This is a genomic window from Bradyrhizobium sp. UNPF46, assembly GCF_006658625.1.
GTDB lineage: Bacteria > Pseudomonadota > Alphaproteobacteria > Rhizobiales > Xanthobacteraceae > Bradyrhizobium > Bradyrhizobium nitroreducens.
Window position 1 is genome coordinate 1 of sequence record NZ_LFJB01000061.1, and the last position, 16,496, is coordinate 16,496.

Annotated in this window: 18 protein-coding genes and 1 tRNA gene; 8 read left to right on the plus strand and 11 right to left on the minus strand. The window is 65.1% G+C overall.

All coding sequences use genetic code 11. The annotated features are described in order from the left end of the window. Nucleotides 1-81: 81 nt before the first annotated feature. A complete protein-coding gene (locus UNPF46_RS23765) occupies nt 82-654 on the minus strand; it encodes a hypothetical protein (protein ID WP_142251627.1) in 573 nt (190 codons plus the stop codon). A gap of 393 nt (nt 655-1,047) precedes the next feature. On the opposite strand from UNPF46_RS23765, the gene UNPF46_RS23770 reads away from it, so the two are divergent. Further along, nucleotides 1,048-1,707 carry a peroxiredoxin gene (locus UNPF46_RS23770; protein ID WP_142251628.1) on the plus strand — a complete coding sequence of 220 codons (660 nt, stop codon included), beginning with the start codon at nt 1,048-1,050 and terminating at the stop codon, nt 1,705-1,707. 120 nt (nt 1,708-1,827) lie between these two features. Here the strand turns inward: UNPF46_RS23770 and UNPF46_RS23775 are convergent, their stop codons facing one another. Continuing rightward, nucleotides 1,828-3,558 carry a methyl-accepting chemotaxis protein gene (locus tag UNPF46_RS23775; RefSeq protein WP_142251629.1) on the minus strand — a complete coding sequence of 577 codons (1,731 nt, stop codon included), beginning with the start codon at nt 3,556-3,558 and terminating at the stop codon, nt 1,828-1,830. Nucleotides 3,559-3,675: 117 nt separating this feature from the next. Here UNPF46_RS23775 and UNPF46_RS23780 point away from each other — a divergent pair, with 117 nt between their 5' ends. Continuing rightward, entirely contained in the window at nt 3,676-5,121 is a 1,446-nt protein-coding gene (locus tag UNPF46_RS23780) for a cryptochrome/photolyase family protein (RefSeq protein WP_181770082.1), read from the plus strand. A 66-nt stretch (nt 5,122-5,187) separates the two neighbouring features. After that, complete coding sequence (locus UNPF46_RS23785; RefSeq protein WP_142251631.1) at nt 5,188-5,487, plus strand: histone; 300 nt, start codon at nt 5,188-5,190, stop codon at nt 5,485-5,487. A gap of 83 nt (nt 5,488-5,570) precedes the next feature. Here the strand turns inward: UNPF46_RS23785 and UNPF46_RS23790 are convergent, their stop codons facing one another. After that, the gene (locus UNPF46_RS23790) at nt 5,571-6,443 is read right to left on the minus strand and encodes a DMT family transporter (RefSeq protein WP_142251632.1); all 873 of its coding nucleotides are present in this window, start codon (nt 6,441-6,443) and stop codon (nt 5,571-5,573) included. 98 nt (nt 6,444-6,541) lie between these two features. After that, entirely contained in the window at nt 6,542-6,988 is a 447-nt protein-coding gene (locus tag UNPF46_RS23795; RefSeq protein WP_142251633.1) for a hypothetical protein, read from the minus strand. A 293-nt stretch (nt 6,989-7,281) separates the two neighbouring features. On the opposite strand from UNPF46_RS23795, the gene UNPF46_RS23800 reads away from it, so the two are divergent. Further along, nucleotides 7,282-7,545 (plus strand): hypothetical protein, encoded by a 264-nt coding sequence (locus UNPF46_RS23800; protein ID WP_100180879.1) that lies wholly within the window; start codon nt 7,282-7,284, stop codon nt 7,543-7,545. Between the two features lie 30 nt (nt 7,546-7,575). On the opposite strand, the gene UNPF46_RS23805 is transcribed toward UNPF46_RS23800, so the two are convergent. Next, on the minus strand, nt 7,576-8,037 hold the full coding sequence (locus UNPF46_RS23805) for a host attachment protein (protein WP_142251634.1): 462 nt from the start codon (nt 8,035-8,037) through the stop codon (nt 7,576-7,578). A 39-nt stretch (nt 8,038-8,076) separates the two neighbouring features. Beyond that, on the minus strand, nt 8,077-8,487 hold the full coding sequence (locus tag UNPF46_RS23810; protein ID WP_100181577.1) for a DUF3775 domain-containing protein: 411 nt from the start codon (nt 8,485-8,487) through the stop codon (nt 8,077-8,079). Nucleotides 8,488-8,726: 239 nt separating this feature from the next. Here UNPF46_RS23810 and UNPF46_RS23815 point away from each other — a divergent pair, with 239 nt between their 5' ends. Continuing rightward, nucleotides 8,727-9,017, plus strand: a complete 291-nt coding sequence (locus tag UNPF46_RS23815; protein WP_100180877.1) for a hypothetical protein — start codon at nt 8,727-8,729, stop codon at nt 9,015-9,017. A 458-nt stretch (nt 9,018-9,475) separates the two neighbouring features. Beyond that, complete coding sequence (locus UNPF46_RS23825) at nt 9,476-10,441, plus strand: AraC family transcriptional regulator (RefSeq protein ID WP_181770081.1); 966 nt, start codon at nt 9,476-9,478, stop codon at nt 10,439-10,441. 74 nt (nt 10,442-10,515) lie between these two features. Here the strand turns inward: UNPF46_RS23825 and UNPF46_RS23830 are convergent. From UNPF46_RS23830 to UNPF46_RS23840, 3 genes are all read right to left on the minus strand, one after another. Next, nucleotides 10,516-10,592 (minus strand) — tRNA-Arg (locus UNPF46_RS23830). Between the two features lie 153 nt (nt 10,593-10,745). Continuing rightward, a complete protein-coding gene (locus UNPF46_RS23835) occupies nt 10,746-11,267 on the minus strand; it encodes a hypothetical protein (RefSeq protein WP_142251635.1) in 522 nt (173 codons plus the stop codon). 160 nt (nt 11,268-11,427) lie between these two features. Then, nucleotides 11,428-11,997: a hypothetical protein gene (locus UNPF46_RS23840; RefSeq protein ID WP_100180875.1), complete on the minus strand. Its 570-nt coding sequence runs from the start codon at nt 11,995-11,997 to the stop codon at nt 11,428-11,430. A 176-nt stretch (nt 11,998-12,173) separates the two neighbouring features. Here UNPF46_RS23840 and UNPF46_RS23845 point away from each other — a divergent pair, with 176 nt between their 5' ends. Beyond that, nucleotides 12,174-12,560, plus strand: a complete 387-nt coding sequence (locus tag UNPF46_RS23845; RefSeq protein ID WP_142251636.1) for a VOC family protein — start codon at nt 12,174-12,176, stop codon at nt 12,558-12,560. A gap of 38 nt (nt 12,561-12,598) precedes the next feature. On the opposite strand, the gene UNPF46_RS23850 is transcribed toward UNPF46_RS23845, so the two are convergent. Continuing rightward, nucleotides 12,599-13,096 (minus strand): hypothetical protein, encoded by a 498-nt coding sequence (locus tag UNPF46_RS23850; protein WP_142251637.1) that lies wholly within the window; start codon nt 13,094-13,096, stop codon nt 12,599-12,601. 258 nt (nt 13,097-13,354) lie between these two features. Between UNPF46_RS23850 and UNPF46_RS23855 the strand changes: the two genes are divergently transcribed. After that, entirely contained in the window at nt 13,355-13,708 is a 354-nt protein-coding gene (locus UNPF46_RS23855; RefSeq protein WP_174719379.1) for a GrlR family regulatory protein, read from the plus strand. Here UNPF46_RS23855 and UNPF46_RS23860 read toward each other — a convergent pair whose 3' ends face one another. Next, nucleotides 13,709-16,396: a PAS domain S-box protein gene (locus UNPF46_RS23860; RefSeq protein ID WP_100180871.1), complete on the minus strand. Its 2,688-nt coding sequence runs from the start codon at nt 16,394-16,396 to the stop codon at nt 13,709-13,711. It abuts the gene before it with no gap. Nucleotides 16,397-16,496: the final 100 nt, after the last annotated feature.

Here is a 16,496-nt window from a genome sequence, read left to right on the forward strand (position 1 = left end):
GGGGGGGAAATACCCCCGCCGCTTCGCTCGCGCCCCGCGAGGGGCGCGAGCATGATCCCGGATGTTACGTGCCCAGATCTTTTACATTCCAATGTCGAACACGTTCGGCAATTGGCCCGCCAGGGGCAGCGCGGTGGCGCCGAGGAAGGTCGCCACCATCGCCATCAGGCGACGGTTGTTGTGGCGCTTGCCGCGCATCTGGCCGGCGATCCACTCCAGCATCTCGCTGTTGACCTTGGAGGCGTAGGACGGCGCCCAGCTCTCGATGTCGGTGTCGGCCGACAACGCAACGCTGCGCGGCGGCACCTTCAGGCCCGAGGCGCTTGCGGCATAATGGGCAACGGCCTTGGCGAGCAAATCGTCGAAACGGCCGCCATCGGTGCGCTCGGTTGCGGCCTCGTTGATCTCGAACAGGGCCTCGGCCTCGGCGCGGCTGACCGGCTGGTCGTTGACGGCGGTCGCCATCAGGATGCGCGTGCACCAGGCGGTGTCATCGGCGTCGAGCGAACGGGAGAAATGCACCCTTCCCTTGGTGGTCGGACCTTCGCCGGTGATCACGCCATCACGCACGATGGAGAGTGCATGGGCCGCGGTATCGCGGCAGGACGGTTCGAGGGACGAGGACTCGATAGATTTAGGCGCAGCGGCGGACATAGTTCACTTCCAGACTTCTTCTGACCGGTCAGCATTTTCATGCCGACGTAAAGGGGTGGTTAACGATTCGATACGGGGATCGCGACTTTTCGAGATGGTTGCCAATTGGTCGCTGTCAGGACCGTTTTGGTTCCAGGACGCGCCAGGCGAGCGTGATGGAAGTCATAAAAGGCATTATCGGGGCGAGCGAGACCGTGTGAGCCCGGGTGGAGCTGTTTCGCCGCAGGTGCCGCCGTAACAATAAGTTGCTAGAAATTCGGCCCTTCGAGGAAGGAATTCACATTTTACTTGAGCCAGTTCAGTTGGCGTTCACTTAGCCTAGCAAGGCCCCTATACTGAGGGGGACGACCAGAGACGAATTCCCCAGTTGATTCAATGTGATGAGGTAAAATCATGACACTTCCGATCGGCGCCACCGCCCCCGACTTCGAAGCCGAGACCACCGAAGGGAAGATCAAGTTCCACGATTGGATCGGCAACAGCTGGGCGCTTTTGTTCTCGCACCCCAAGGACTTCACGCCGGTTTGCACCACCGAGCTCGGCGCGCTTGCCAGGCTGAAGCCGGAATTCGACAAGCGCGGCGTCAAGCTGATGGGCCTCTCGGTCGATCCGGTCGAGAACCACGCAAAATGGTCGGAGGACATCAAGGAGACGCAGGGCGCTGCGCCCAACTATCCGATGATCGGCGACACCGATTACAACGTCTCGAAGCTGTACGGCATGCTGCCGGCCGCAATCTCGGGCGATCCCCTCAAGCGCACCGCCGCCGACAACCAGACCGTCCGCAACGTCTTCATCATCGGGCCGGACAAGAAGATCAAGCTGGTGCTGGTCTACCCGATGACCACGGGGCGGAACTTCCAGGAGATCCTGCGCGTCATCGACTCGCTCCAGCTGACCGCCAAGCATCGCGTCGCCACCCCGGCCGACTGGTCCCAGGGCGAGGACGTCATCATCGCGGGCTCGGTCTCCAACGACGAGGCCAAGACGATCTATCCGCAAGGCTGGAAGGAGCCGAAGCCCTACCTGCGCATCGTGCCGCAGCCGAAGTGATTTTTGGCGATTGCGCACAGCAACCGCAAGAAGTCATCCCGGGGCGCGCGCAAGCGCGAACCCGGGATCTCGAGATCCCGGGTCTGGTCCTTCGGACCATCCCGGGATGACGACGCTGGATCAAGCCGCCCGCACGCGATCCAGAAAACCGTCGACCTCTGCCTTCAGGTGCAGGCTCTCGCCCGACAGCGCCTGGGCCGAGGCAAACATCCGGTGCGAGGTTTCGCCGGTCTCGCTGGCGCCCGCGGCCGCATGGCGGACGTTGACGGCGACATCGGCCGTGCCGGAGACCGCGGCGCGGACGCTCGCCACGATGTTGTGGGTCGCGCTCTTCTGCTGTTCGACCGCCGCCGAGATCGAGCCCGCGATGCCGCTGATGCGCTCGATGGTCTGGCTGATCGCCTTGATGGCGACGACCGATTCCTCGGTCGCAAGCTGCATGCTGGCGATGTGGTTCGATATCTCGTCGGTCGCCTTCGCGGTCTGGCCCGCCAGCGTCTTGACCTCCTGGGCCACCACCGCAAAGCCGCGACCGGCATCGCCCGCGCGCGCGGCCTCGATGGTGGCGTTCAGCGCCAGCAAATTGGTCTGCTCGGCGATCGAGGTGATCAGCTTGACGACGTCGCCGATCCGCGCGCCGGCTTCCGAGAGCTGCGCGATGCGCTGGTCGGTCGCCTCGGCCTGCTGCACCGCCTCGGCCGAAATCTGGTTCGATTCCTCCACGCGCCGGGCGATCTCGGAGATCGATTGAGACAGCTCGTCGGAGGCCGACGCCGCCGAACGCACGTGCTCGGAGGCATTTTCGGAGGCGCCGGCGGACTGCGCCGACAGGTCGGCAGTGGAGCGTGCGACGTCGGTCAGCTGCCGCGCTGCGCGCTCGAACTCGCCGGTCGAGGTCAGCACCTTGTCGAGGATGCCGCCGACGCTGCCGCGGAACTGCTCGACGAAGTTGCGCAGGTCGGACTTGCGCTGCTCGGCGGCCGCTGCGGAGGCCGCCGCCTGCTCGCTGCGCATGCGCGCCCGCTCCAGCGAATTGCTCCTGAACACCGCGACCGTGCGGGCGATCTCGCCGATCTCGTCGGCGCGATCCTCGCATTCGATCGCGACGTCGCTCTGGCCGTCGGCAAGCGCGGTGAGCGAGCGCGTGACCGAGGTGAGCGGCCGGGTGACGCGGCGGACGATCAGCAGGGTCAGGACCAGCACCAATAGCGCGGCAAGGCCCGCGGCCACCGCCATGCTCTCGATGGCATGGGCCAGCATGCTCTCGTACTGGATCATGGGAATGCCGACATAGAGAATGCCGACGACCTTGCCGGCCCCGTCCACGATCGGGAAATAGGCGGTCATGAACGACTTGCCGAACAGCGTGGCCGGCCCCTTATAGGCCTCGCCGCGGCGCAGCGGCGCCTGCCCCGGATGATCGGCGGCAAGCTGGGTGCCGACGGCGCGGTCGCCGTTTTCCTTCTTCACGTTGGTGGAGCGGCGGACGAACTGGCCGCTGGCATCGTCGAACACGAACAGGGTCGCATTGCCGCCAACATAGGACACCGCGCGATCGACGATGGCGTGGTCCGTGAATTCGGGCATCCTGGGGATCTCGGCGCGCGCGACCGCGCCATCCCGCATCGTGACCTTGGCGGCCGGGACATTTTCGGTGAAGGCCAGCGCCAGGGTGCGCAAATTGACCTCGATGTCACGCAGCGCGCGATCATTGAAGGCCGACGTCAGCGACCAATAGCCGGCGCCGAGGACAAGCGCCGTATTGACGCCGATCAGCAGCACGGCGCACAGAACCGCCTTGGTGCCGAGCTTGAACTGCGGCAACAACTTTCCGGTCGAAAACTTGGACATGAATGGAACCACTCCCGTAATTCCTGCATAATAGTGCAGCCCGCTTACAGCCCCATTAACGACCATTCACATCCCCGCGCGCGGCATATGCTTTCCAAATCGTAAACGAGGACACGCCTGCCCCCGCCAAGCGCACCACCCATCATCGTCTGGTTTCGCGACGACCTTCGCCTGTCCGACCACCCCGCCCTGCACGCCGCCGCGACATCAGGTGCGCCGGTGGTCTGCCTCTATGTGCTCGACGACAGCGTGGCCCGCCCGCCCGGCGCCGCAGCGCGCTGGTGGCTGGCGCAATCGCTGCGCGCGCTCGGCGCCGCGATCGTCGCGCGTGGCGGGACGCTCGTCCTGCGCAAGGGAGCGGCAGCCGAGGTCATCCCCGACCTGGCGCGGGAAAGCGGCGCGCGCGCCGTCCATTGGAATGCAATCGCGCAAGCGCCGCATCAGGCCGTTGAGAGGCAGCTCGAAGCCGCCCTCGCAAAGCTCGGCGTCGACTCGCAGAGCTTCCACGGCGACCTCCTCGTGCAGCCCTCGGCGATCCGCAACAAGGAAGGTCGAGGCTTGCGCGTGTTCACGCCGTTCTGGCGGCGGGTGCTGTCGCTTGGCGATCCGCCAAAGCCGCTGCCTGCGCCGAAAGAGCTGCGCCCGGGTCCGAAGATCGCGAGCGACCGATTGGAGAGCTGGGCGCTCGAGCCGAGCAAGCCGGACTGGGCGGGCGGCCTGCGCGAGACATGGACCCCGGGCGAAGCCTCCGCTCGTGCGCGGCTGCGCGACTTCCTCAAGCACACCGCGCGCAGCTATGCCGGCGACCGCGACCGCCCGGACCGCGAGGGCACCTCAGGCCTGTCGCCGCATCTGAGGTTCGGCGAGCTCAGCCCGCGCCAGGTCTGGCACGCCGCGCGGTTCGCCGCGGACGGAGATCCCGCGCTCGGGCCGGGTGTCGAGAAATTCCTCAGCGAGCTCGGCTGGCGCGAGTTCTGCCGCCATCTCCTGCACGATCATCCCGACCTCGCCACCGAAAACCTGCAAGCGAACTTCGATGGCTTCCCCTGGACGTCGGATAAGGCCGCGCTCGCCGCCTGGCATCGCGGGCGCACCGGCTATCCGATCGTCGATGCCGGACTGCGAGAGCTCTGGCACACCGGCGTGATGCACAACCGGGTGCGGATGGTGGTGGCGTCCTTCCTGGTCAAGCACCTCTTGATCGACTGGCGCGATGGCGAAGCCTGGTTCTGGGACACGCTGGTCGACGCGGACGCGGGCAGCAATCCCGCCAATTGGCAATGGGTCGCCGGCTGCGGCGCCGACGCTGCACCCTATTTCCGCGTGTTCAATCCGCAGCTCCAGGGCGAGAAGTTCGATCCGGATGGAACCTACGTTCGGCGCTGGGTGCCGGAGCTGAATGATCTGCCGGCCAAGCTGATCCACCGGCCGTGGCAGGCAACGCCGATCGAGCTTGCGAGCGCAGGCATCACGCTCGGCAAAACCTATCCGCAACCGATCGTCGAACATGCCAAGGGACGCGAGCGTGCGCTCGCTGCCTACGCGAAGATCCGCAAAGGTTGAGCGCTGCTTTGACACGATTTCGAAACTCGCTATCGTCATCGCTCCAATCAAACCACGGGGGACGATATGGACGACGATAAGCCGATCACCGAACAGGCGATGGAAACGATCACCAGCGCCGTCGAAGCGACCAAGGATGCGGCGGTCACCGCCGTCAAGAAGGTGAGGAAAGCCGCCAAGAAGGTCGCGAAGAAAGTAGCGCCGAAGAAGGCAGCCAAGAAGAAGGCCTCGAAGAAGGCCGCCAAGAAATCCTCAAGGAAGGCGGCCAAGAAGACCGCAAAGAAGGCCGCCAAAAAAGCTGCCAAGAAAACTGCAAAGAAAACTGCAAAGACAAAAAAGAAGAAGGCCAAGAAGGCGAAGCGCTGATCGGGCGCGCGGAGAGCGGGTCTCCGGATGCAAGTGCATCCGGAGATCAGCGCGGCGACGCCTACCCTCGCCGCCCCGTCTGCCTAGGCGCGCCGGTTGACCACGAACACCGCGCCCGCACACATCGCCATGCCGGCCATCGCCAGCGCGTCGAGCTTCTCGCCAAACAGCAAATAAGCCATCAGCGCGGTTACGGCCGGCACCAGATAGAACAGGCTCGCGACCGAGGTCGCCGCGGCGTGGCGGATCAGCCAGTAGAGCAGCCCGATCGATCCGATCGAGAGCGCCACCGCGAGCCAGGCGAGCGCGAGCACGAACTCGCGCGTCCAGTGCACCACGCGATCTTCGAACAGGAAGGCGCCGATCGCAAAGAAGATGGTGACGGCGACATATTGCACGAGATTGCCGGCCCGCCAGTCGATCTGGTTGCAGTAGCGACGCTGATAGAGCGTGCCGAGCGTGATGCTGATCAGCGAAACCACCGAGGCGAGCCAGCCGAGCCCGGCCTCCCCGGTCATGGGACGGTTGTGCAGGATCATCACCACGCCGCCGAGGCCGAGCAGGAGCCCAGCCCATTGCACCGGCGTCACCCGCTCGCCGAGCCAGCGGTTGGCGATGGTCGAGGTCAAAATGGGCTGGAGCCCGGGAATCAATGCCGATAGCCCGGCCGGGATCGAATGCGCGATCGCGATCGCGGTGCCGCCGAGATAGAAGCCATGGACGAGGATGCCTGCGACCGCGCTGTGCGCGATGCCGATGCCATCGGGCCATTTCGGCCGCGCGACGCCGGCGATGATCGCCATCAGGACGACGACGATGGCCATGCGGATGGCCAGATAGGTCAAGGGATCGGCGTTGTTGACGACGTATTTGGTGCCGATGAATCCCGTGCTCCAGAGCAGCACGAACAGGATCGGCGCGGCGCGGGCGGTCAGGGCTTCCTGATTATGATTCATTGCCGCCCTCATTGCCCCAGCGGGGGCGATGCGGCAATGCGAATTTCCTTCGGGGCGATGCTGCGCTGCGACGGAGGGTTGCGGCTCAGCTCAGCCGCTCACCATTCTTCCGGACAGGGGTCGATGATCTTCCAGAGCTCGACGCCGTTCTTGATCTTCTTCATGTCGGTGGTGAGCCCGCCATTGCGACGGATCCAGTCCTTCACCGTATCGGGATAGTAGGACATCAGGTCGGACGTGCCCTCGGAACTGGTGACCTTGATGCCGAAAGTGAAGGCCTTGTCGTAGTAGGCCTGGTGGAAGCCCAGGCTTGCGCGCGGCGTCACGCAGATCTTGTTCATCGGCACGATGCCGAGCACCAGCGTGCAGGCCGAATTGCAGATCCCGTCGATGATGACGCGCTCGCCCTTCTCGCGGACGCGCTTGTACTTGGTCTTGTATTCCTCGACATAGCCGCCGTGGTCGCGGGTGATATGCAGCTCGGCCCGCGCCGGCAAGACGGCAGCGAGGCAGAGCAACAGCAGGCTCAGTAGCGTGATGCGCATGGCGAGGTGACGGCGAAAGCCTTCAGGAATGCACCGGCCTCGAAGGAGCCCCCAAAAGGCCGGCGACAGGATTCTTAACCGAATACTCTTTGGTCATACTTGTGTGGGGAATTCGTTAAGCATCCCGAAAAGGCCAAAAATGGGCAGACCTGGAGGGCGCCTCCGGCAATTCTGTCACACCCACCCGGGAATCTGTGCAATCGACCCGGATTTCCGGGGGCCGGACGGGTGCCCCGGGGGACCGAAATGGCTATAGATGGCGGACCAATTCGCGCGGGTTCCGGAGAATCGAGATGAGCAAGTTGACGCTTGTAGCCGCGGTTGCTGCCCTGTCGGCCGCAATCCTAGCCCCTGGCCTGGCGGAGGCGCGGGGCCATCACCGGTACCACCGCTCTTACGCCAATCCGTTGCCCTACCCGATCAGCTATCTGCACAATTACGGGCCCGGCATCACCCCCGGCACCTTCGCCTTTTACGACGGCCCGTCGACCAACCATTGCTACCAGAGTGCGGCCGGCTATCTCGGCCAGGACCGCCGCCGGCACCCCTGCTACTGAGGGCCGGCAGCGCGTCCTCTCCGGGCGTCCCTATTTGGCGGCGCCCGACATCAGCAATTGCTTCTCGATCTCGTAGACCGGCAGCTTGACGAGGTCCTTGCCGACCTCGTTCTGGATCGCCTTGCGCACGACGTCCGAATAATCGGCGCGGATCATGCCGAGGGCGCGTGGTGAGGCCACCATGGTCAGGGCCGTGGTCTCGCCGGAGCTGACGGCGGCATCGAGCCGGCCGGCCAGGCTCCGCAGGAAGGCGCGCTCGGCCTCGTCGTGCCAATCGGTCTGCTCGACCGAGCTGCGGGCGCCGCCGGTAGCAGCATGCAGTCGCCCCGGCGCGTCGCTCCCTTGCGCGCTGGTCGCGGGATTGGGCTGCTCGTGCACCTCCTTGGTGTGCAGGTTCGGAAACATCTCGTCGCCGAGGTTTTCCAGAATCAGCGCCTTGCGCCCGTCGCACACCACCAGCCAGTCGCCCTTGTCGATTCTCATTTTATCCATTGCAACTCTCCTTGAAACTCATGCGCGCCGCGGCCGGCATCACAGATGCTCTTCGAACTCCTCGAAGGACTTGCCGAACTGCGCCATCGCCTCCTCCAGATAGTCGGCGAGCATTGGCGTGCCGATCAGGTAGGAAGCCGTGCGCTCGTTGTGCGCCTGCGCCGCCTGGGTACGCAATTCGCGCCAATTGGAGAGATCACCGTCGCCGCGACCGAGCCAGGTCAGCGCCACGAGATCGATCTGCTCGTCGACATTGAGGTCGCGGATGAAGCCCGCGAGCTCCGCGCGGTCGGTGCTCCCGCCGCGTCCGCCGCGGCCATAGCTCATGTCATCGTCGCCGGACTCCAGGACGACGCCGCCTCCGGCCGCCTCGCTGTCGGACCGGCGCGATTTCGAGATGACGAAGAAGACTTTCTCCGGCGAGATCGACAGATTTGGAATCACGCGCATCCAGTTCACCTTGTCCGGCAGCGAGCCCCATGCTGCTGCCACGCCAACAACACTAAGAGCCGAGGCACGCTTGCGAATTGCGCAGGATCAAGGTCCAGGGCACGGCATTGGCGTGCAGCCAAGGCCGCTAGCTGGCCGCAATTGTTGAAGATTTGTTCATCAGCATTACATTTCGGTTCCGCCACAATTTGATCAGAACAAGTCCGATATCGTGGTTCGCGTCAGCGGAGGAAGACATCATGACTCGCAAGATCGGCCTCGTCGCCGCAGGCCTGTTCGGCGCCGTGTTCGGTGCCCTGGCGGCATCGTCGGCGGCGTCCGCCATGCCTATCGCGCCCGCGCCCGCAACACCTGACGTCGCCGGCGTCGAGCAGGTGCGCATGGTCTGCAACGCCTGGGGGCGCTGCTGGTGGCGCCCGAACTATTATGGGTATTACGGGCCGCGGCCGTATTACGGCCCCCGATATTATGGGCCGCCGCGCTATTACGGCCCCCGCTATTATGGCTACTACGGCTATCGCCGATGGTGACGTCTGAAGGGGCCCTCCGGGCCCCTTCGCTTTTGCGAAATGATATCTCGCGCGACCGTTGCCGACTTGGCGCGATGCCAAGACTGGATCGAGACTGATCTAGATCAAGGATGAGATCCGGTTACACCGTCATTCTAGGGCAATGCCGAGTTGATCGTTCTCGATGCTCTCAGACGGGCATGCACGTGCAGACGCATTTGGAGAAGCAGCCTCGCGAGAAGGATGGGGCCTTGCGTCCTTTGCTTGTCCTCTCGGCGCGCGCCGCGTTTCATCGACCGCGCCTCCGGCCAACCGATGAGCCGAGCTCGTTGACGACGGCATCGATCTGACGGACGTCATGGCATGATGTCCGCAATACTACGGCCTGAAATTCGATTTACTGCAAGGCGATGTTTCGTCATTGATGGCGGTACATCGACGTTCATTTGATTGTCACATTTCAGTAGCCGGCCAGATCCATGCTGTTCGACGCCCTCGCTCCATCCTCCGCGCTTCAACTGATCGGCTTTGCCGACGTCGATGCGTTTCGACCGATCGAGTCGATGGAGGATGCGAGAAGCATCCCGCTCGACGTCCCGAACTTCGCCGCGGCCCGAGCCATCGTCTCCCTGCCGGCGTGCCGTATCATCGTGATGCGATCGTTCGCGCGCATCCTGGACACCGCTTACCGGATGCCGGGCGGCATGGTGCTGCTGTCCATGACCGACGATCTGCAGGTCAACTTCAAGGGCCTGGATCTCGACGCGCGTTTCTTCGTGACGCTCCGCGGCACCGAAGAATGCCATTTCGTCGAGCCCCAGACCAATCATCACGCGATGATCATCCTGTCCCCCGACCTGAAAGACCGGGGCTGGTTCGATCGCGCCGACGATTTGCGGGCCCATGTCGCCAACCGTCCCGCACTGCTCCACGTTCGGCAGCTCCTGCTCGACATCCTGCGAACCGCGTCGGTGCAGCCGCTCCTGTTCCAGACCACCGAGGTGGCCGCCCATCTCCAGGAAGGTCTGCTGCTGGCGCTCGACGATTTGTTCCGGATCGATGCGACGTCCGATCGCACCGCCTCGATGCAGGGCGAGCGGTCCATCAAGCTGGTGCAGCGGATCGACGATTACGTTTCAGCCCATCCGACCACGCCGATCTATACCGCCGATCTCGCCGGCGAGTTCGGCGTCTCGATCCGGACGCTCGGCGGCGCGGTCAGCAAGGTGCGGGGCATGAGCCTGCACCAGTATATTCGCCTCAAGAGGCTGTGGGCGACCCGCGCCCGCCTGCTCAGGGGTGGCGGCGCCACTGTCGCCACATGCGCGCGAGCGCAGGGCTTCCATCACATGGGCGAGTTTGCCGCGGCCTACCGTGCGATCTTCCACGAGGCGCCCTCCGACACGCTGGCGCGCGGGCGGCAAGGCGGTTTTCGGGCAGGCTGACGGACGCGCACGGCCTTGCAAGGGGGGGCCCCCCGCATCAGCGACAATTCGGAACATATCTCGAACAAGGAGGCTGGCGCGCTCGGAAGGATTCGAACCTCCGACCCTCGGAATCGAAATCCGATGCTCTATCCAGCTGAGCTACGAGCGCCCTGGCCCGGACACCGGGCCATCAACCGAGACGTATCCGACGCCCCTGCTGGCGAGCCAGCAGGCCGGACGGTCCTCGGATGGGTTCGATTAGCAGAGCGGCCGACCAATAAAAAGCCCTCCCCACCGTGTTCGAGGCGGATCGAAGGCGCTGTCACCAGGTCGTGTTGAAGAGCCCGAAATGCGGCTGCTGGGCGACCAGCATCATCGGCCGGCCCGGCTGCGGGGCCGGATGCGCCCTCACGACCTTGCGCCTGGGCTGAGCCTGCGGCGAAGCCGCGGGCGTCTGCGCCTGGGTCGGCTGGGCCTGCGCCTGCAACTTGCCGTCGCCCTTCCTGGCGACCTCTTTCGGGTCCGGCGTGAACTGGGCGAATGTCTCGCGCACCCGCGCCTTCGCCGACATCTCGGCGAGCGCTGCCGACGTGCTGTCCTGAACCGGCGGCTGTGGTGCGACGGCGGCGGTCTTCACTGCAGGCGGGACGATCGTGGGCTGGGTGGTATCGATCACGACACGCTCAGGCAGATGGCGGTCGGAGCGGATCCGGATCAGCGGCTGATCATTGCCTGCGGTGGCAACGGCCCGCGCAACCGGCTGCGATGGCAGACTGTAGTCCGCCGCGAAAAGCAGTGCGAGCAAAGCTCCACCGACAAAGAGGAAATACCGAAAGATGGGCATGGACCGCGCTCCGCCCCCCGCATCCCCGCGTGGGCTCTTCGCCTCAACAGGCGATCTCTTAATTGGTTCCCAGCCCAGCCGTTCGGTTCAAATGGCGATGCGAGGTTTTTTGGCCAAGGGTTACGGAGAGTAACTTTTCCGCTACCGGAACAGGCCGCCTTTACGCGCGGCGCGCAGCCACCAGCGAACATTTCGCCTGGTCGGCGTTCACGTTGACGAAGCCGACTGGTATCCGCGCAAAGGTCTTGCGGCTCTTCAAGGCGACCGAATCCGCCAGCACGCGACTGCGATCGGTGAGATGACTGCCGTCGCGCCGTGCGAAGGCGCAGACGATCTCGACATCCTTTACGGCATAGTCGTTGTCGTTTCGCAGGGTAAACGTCACCAGGGCTTTTGAGCCGAGGCCGCCGCGGCGCCAGGTCTGCGATGAAATCCGCAAGCGACGGAGCTCCGCCATGGCCGGCACCTGCGCTTCGGAGGCCGAAGAGATCGCCGCTGCCGTATCGCCCGAAGGCGCGGTCTCGACAACCGCCAGCTCCGCCCTCGCCGGCTCGGCACTGCTGCCTTTGGAGAGCGGCAACAGCATCCAGACACCACATCCGACGATGCTGGCTGCCAGCAGCCAGAGCAGACTTCGGCCAAACGACACGCTCGCAATCGTCGCGGCTGCCAGTCGCTCACCTGTTCCGGCGAAACGCCCCACCCCGATCCGGTCAAGCCTCGCGTTCATGACATCACCGATAGCGGCCGAAGCAACGTCGGACGACGGACTCGGCTGCATCTTACTTCAATCCGGAAGACGACCTAAGGTTCCCGCGCAGTTGCGAATCGGCGCGGGCGGTGGCGGTCACCGGTTGGGGCCGCTAACATGCGCTGCAACATCCAGCCCCGTTGGGAGACCATGAAATGCCAATCGCCGTCACTTGGGATCACGTCCATCTGCGCAGCCCCGATCCGGAGGCGACCGCGGCCTGGCTGCAGGACATCCTCGGTGGCGAGGTCGTCCGCGCGCCGGGACGGATCGACGTGAACCTCGGCGGCGCCAGGATCTTCATCGCGCCGCTCGAGGGCGACAGCGCCGTCAACCCGCCGCCTCCGCACCCGCATCAGGGTCTCGACCATTTTGGCCTGACGGTGAAGGACATCGATGCCGTCGCGGCCGAGATCAAGGCCAAGGGCGTCACCTTCACGCGCGAGCCGACCACGATCCGACCCGGCGTGCGCATCTGCTTCATCCGCGGCCCCGAAGGCATCTCCATCGAGTTGCTCGATCGCGACAAGAAATATGCCTGAGGCGGCGTGAGCCTCACCGGCCATGCCGGCGAGCGCGGCTACGTCATGCTACCGGGCATAAAGCAGCGGATGGTGACACCCATGTAGCCGTAGATCGGCCACACCATGGTGCGCCCCACGCGGTTCGGCTCTGAGATCACGGCGTCCGCTGGGACGTCGACCCAGACGAGCTCCTGCGGCTGCCCTTCGAGCCCGGAGGCATAACGCGGCAGGCGGACGCGATAGTGCCCGTCCTTGCTGTCCCAGTCGGTATCCGAGAGTGCCGAGCCGTCGGCATCGGAGCAGCATGGCCCCTTGCCGCTGCGCAGGCCGTCGAACCAGGCTTTCAAATCCGCATTGGTGTTGGCGAACTGGCCGCGATCGCGCGCTTGGCCGAACGGGACTGTGAGAGCAACCAAGGCCAAGGCTACTCCCAGTCTCGTCACGCTTCGCCAGCGTGTCACGCTGCCGGAGCGCCGTCTTTCGCTTTTGCAATTCGCGGGACGCACACTGTACAGACGCGGCTCATCGCCGCCGGAATCGATCCAGTTGCTCATCGTCTTGCTCCAGCACCCCGCGGCCAGTGCAACAGGTGTTATGCATTTCGCGGGCCAAACCTGATTCGCAACGACCGGCCTCGCCCCGCTATCAAGCCGTCATGAGGGCGTCACTCACAAGCCGGGACAACTACGGCTCGCGGCGGCAACTTCCCGCGGCCAGCCGGCAAACTGCCGCGTTGCGCGAGGCGATACGCTTTGGCATAAAAGCCGGACCGGTTACGCCATTGGGCGATGGCGGCCGGCCTGTGGGACGTTATGAAGAACGGCCTCTATTCGATTCACGTGACCCTGCTCGATGGTCGAGTCGGCAAGGGCAGCGGTGTGATTCTTTTTCGCGACGGCAAGATTCTTGGCGGCGATGCCTACCTCTATTACACTGGCAGCTACGTGGTGAAGGACGACACCACCTTCAAAGGCGAGGTGCTGGTGCAGCGGCACACCTCGCCGCGGGGCGACGACAATCCGCTGTTCGGCGGCCCGGCCCCAGTCGGCATCGGCGTCAGCGGCACCTACACGGACACGCGCGCGGAGATGACCGGCACGGCGCTGGTCGGCAAGGCCAGCCTGATTTTCGGCGCCACGCTGCACAAGCTCGCCGAGGCGGACTAGCTATTCTGCGGCCTGCTCGAGCGGCGCCACGCGCGGCAGGATGATCTGGATGCGCGTGCCGCCACCCGGTTCAGAATCGAGATCGAGCCGCCCGCCGAGCCGGTTGGTGACGATGCTGTAGACGATGTGCAGGCCGAGGCCGGTGCCGCCCTGGTCGCGCCGTGTCGTGAAGAATGGATCGAAGGCGCGGCGGCGAACGTCGAGCGACATGCCGCAGCCATTGTCGGAGAACAGGATCTCGACATTGTCCTTGCCGGACTCGCGCACCTGGATGTCGATCGTCCCCGGCCGGCCGTCCGGGAAGGCGTGCGCCACCGAATTGAGAAACAGATTGGTCAGCACCTGGCCGTACGGACCGGGATAACTGTTCATGGTCAGATCCGGCTGGCACTCGACGTTGAGCGTCAGATTGTGCTTGCGCAGGCCCGGTCGCAGACTCATCACCACCTGCTCGGTGAGGTCGCCGAGATCGAAAGTACGCTGGTCCGAATAGTTGCGGTCGGCGGCGACCTGCTTGAACGACTGGATCAGCTCGGCGGCGCGGTTGAGGTTGGAGACGAGCTGCGAGGATGCGTCGCGGCTGGTGGCGAGGAAGTCGTTGAGCGTGGAGCGGCGGAGCTCACCGCGCTCGACCTCGGCGGTGAACATCGCGGTCTTGCGCTCGAGCGCGGAGGCGACCGTGAGGCTGATGCCGACGGGATTGTTGACCTCGTGCGCGACGCCGGCGACCAGCCGCCCGAGCGCGGCCAGCTTCTCGGCCTCGATCAGCGAGGCCTGGGTCTCGCGCAGGTTGCGCAGCGCGGTCTCGGCCGATTCCTTGGCTTTGCGCATCTCCTGCTCGCCGCGCTTGCGCTCGCCGATGTCGAGCGCGACGGTGACGATCCGCTCGATCTCGCCCTCGGCATCGAGCAGCGGCAGCTTGTTGACCAGCCATTGCCGCATGTTGCCGGAGGCGTCCTTGTACTCCTCCTCGTAGAAGCCGAGCCCCTTGCGCAGCTTGAGGACACGCTTGTCGTTCTCGTCGGTCTTGGCCGCGCCATAGCGCGACATCAGGTCGGCCGTGGTGCGGCCGAGCGCGTCACCGGGCTCGATGCCGAAGATGCCGGCCATGTAGCGGTTCATCAGCACATAGCGCAGGTCGCGGTCCTTGACGTTGATCACCGCGGGCACGGTGTCGATGACCTGTTGAAGCAGGCGACGGCCTTCGGCGATGGCGTCTTCCGCCCGCTTCTGGTCGGTGATATCGCGCAGTGTGCCTTCGTAGCGAACGATGTTGCCGGCATCGTCCCGCACGCCGGTGGCGCTGTCGGACAGCCAGAGAATGTCGCCGCTGCGCTGGCGCACCTGGTACTCGAACTCGCGCACCATGCCGTCGCGCGCCATCAGCCGCTGGTATTCGGCGCGCGCCTCGGGATGGACGTAGATGGTGTGCGCGATGTCGTTGATGCTGTCGATCAGCTGCTGCGGGCTGTCATAGCCCATCATCCGCGCCAGCGCCGGATTGGCGTTGAGGAGATCGCCGGCCGGCGTCGTCACGTAGATGCCGTCGATCGAGCCCTCGAACAGCTTGCGGTAGCTTTCCTCAGCCAGGCGCTGCTCGGTGAGTGCGCGCACCGCCGCCTCGCGCGCCGTGTCGGCTTCCTCCAGCGCGCGGCGGAACACTTCGGCGGCCCGCGCGATGTCGCCGATCTCGTTGTCGAGGTCGGCCGACGGGATCGAGGTGTCTTTCCGGCCTGCCGCGAGCGCGCGGATGGAGCGTGCGATCTGGGCGAGCGGACGGACGGTCCTGCGCACCACGAACAAGGCCGCGCCGATGCCGATCAGGACGCCGATGCTGCCGAGCACGATGCTCTGCCATCGCGCCTCCGTCAGCGTCCGGGCGAAGTCGCGCGACAGCACATGGCCGCGCCGGTCGCTGACCTCGCGTAGCAATTCGGTGACGCGGCCGATCAGCCGGCCCTCGGTGCCCAGCACCTCGCGGTCGATGTCGGCGATCTGCCGCTCGCGGACGGCCACGGCCATGATGGCCTCGGCGTAATCGTTCACCGCCGACCTCAGGGAGCTATCGCCGATGTTCAGCGCCCGCATGCTCTGGGCGGCCTGCTCGGCCGCGGACGGATTGCGCGCGAGCAGTCCGAGCGCGATGCGGCTCTGCGCCTCCGACAGGCGCGAGGCCAGCTCGCGGTCGGCGGCGCCGGCGACGGCCCTGTCGAACTGGTCGCGCAGCGGCGGCAGGCCGGCGAGCAGCTGGGCGCGGCGGTCGATCAGGGTGGAGATCCGCTCCAGGCCTGTACGATAGGTCGCGAGCCGCTCGGTGACCCCGTCGATCATGTCCTGCTGCTCGGGTGCGAGCTCGATGCGGGTCTTCTTCAGGATGTCGCTGAGCGTCGAGGCCGCTTCCCCGACCTGCTTGAACTGGATGCCGGCGCCGGGATCGGTGACGAAGTCGCGCGCGGCGAGGCGCAATTCGTTCATGCGGCGGTCGATGTCCTCGGCGAGGTCGCCCACGCTCTGGAGCCGTTGCAATTCGGCGAAGGTCGTGTCGATGTGCCGGATCGCGATCACGCTCGCAGTCGAGGTGACGATGATCACGGCCAGCACCAACAGGAAGCTGCCGAAGGTGAGCTGGCCGATGGAGAGCGAGAAGATTCGCTTTTTCTCAGGGATCGGCGTCAATTCGGCGGACATTGGTGATGAGAGGACCGGGCTACTGGAGGCCCAATATACGACGTATTGGCACCCGGGGGGAACATGCCTCCGGGCGCGGAATATCCTTAATATGGCGGGC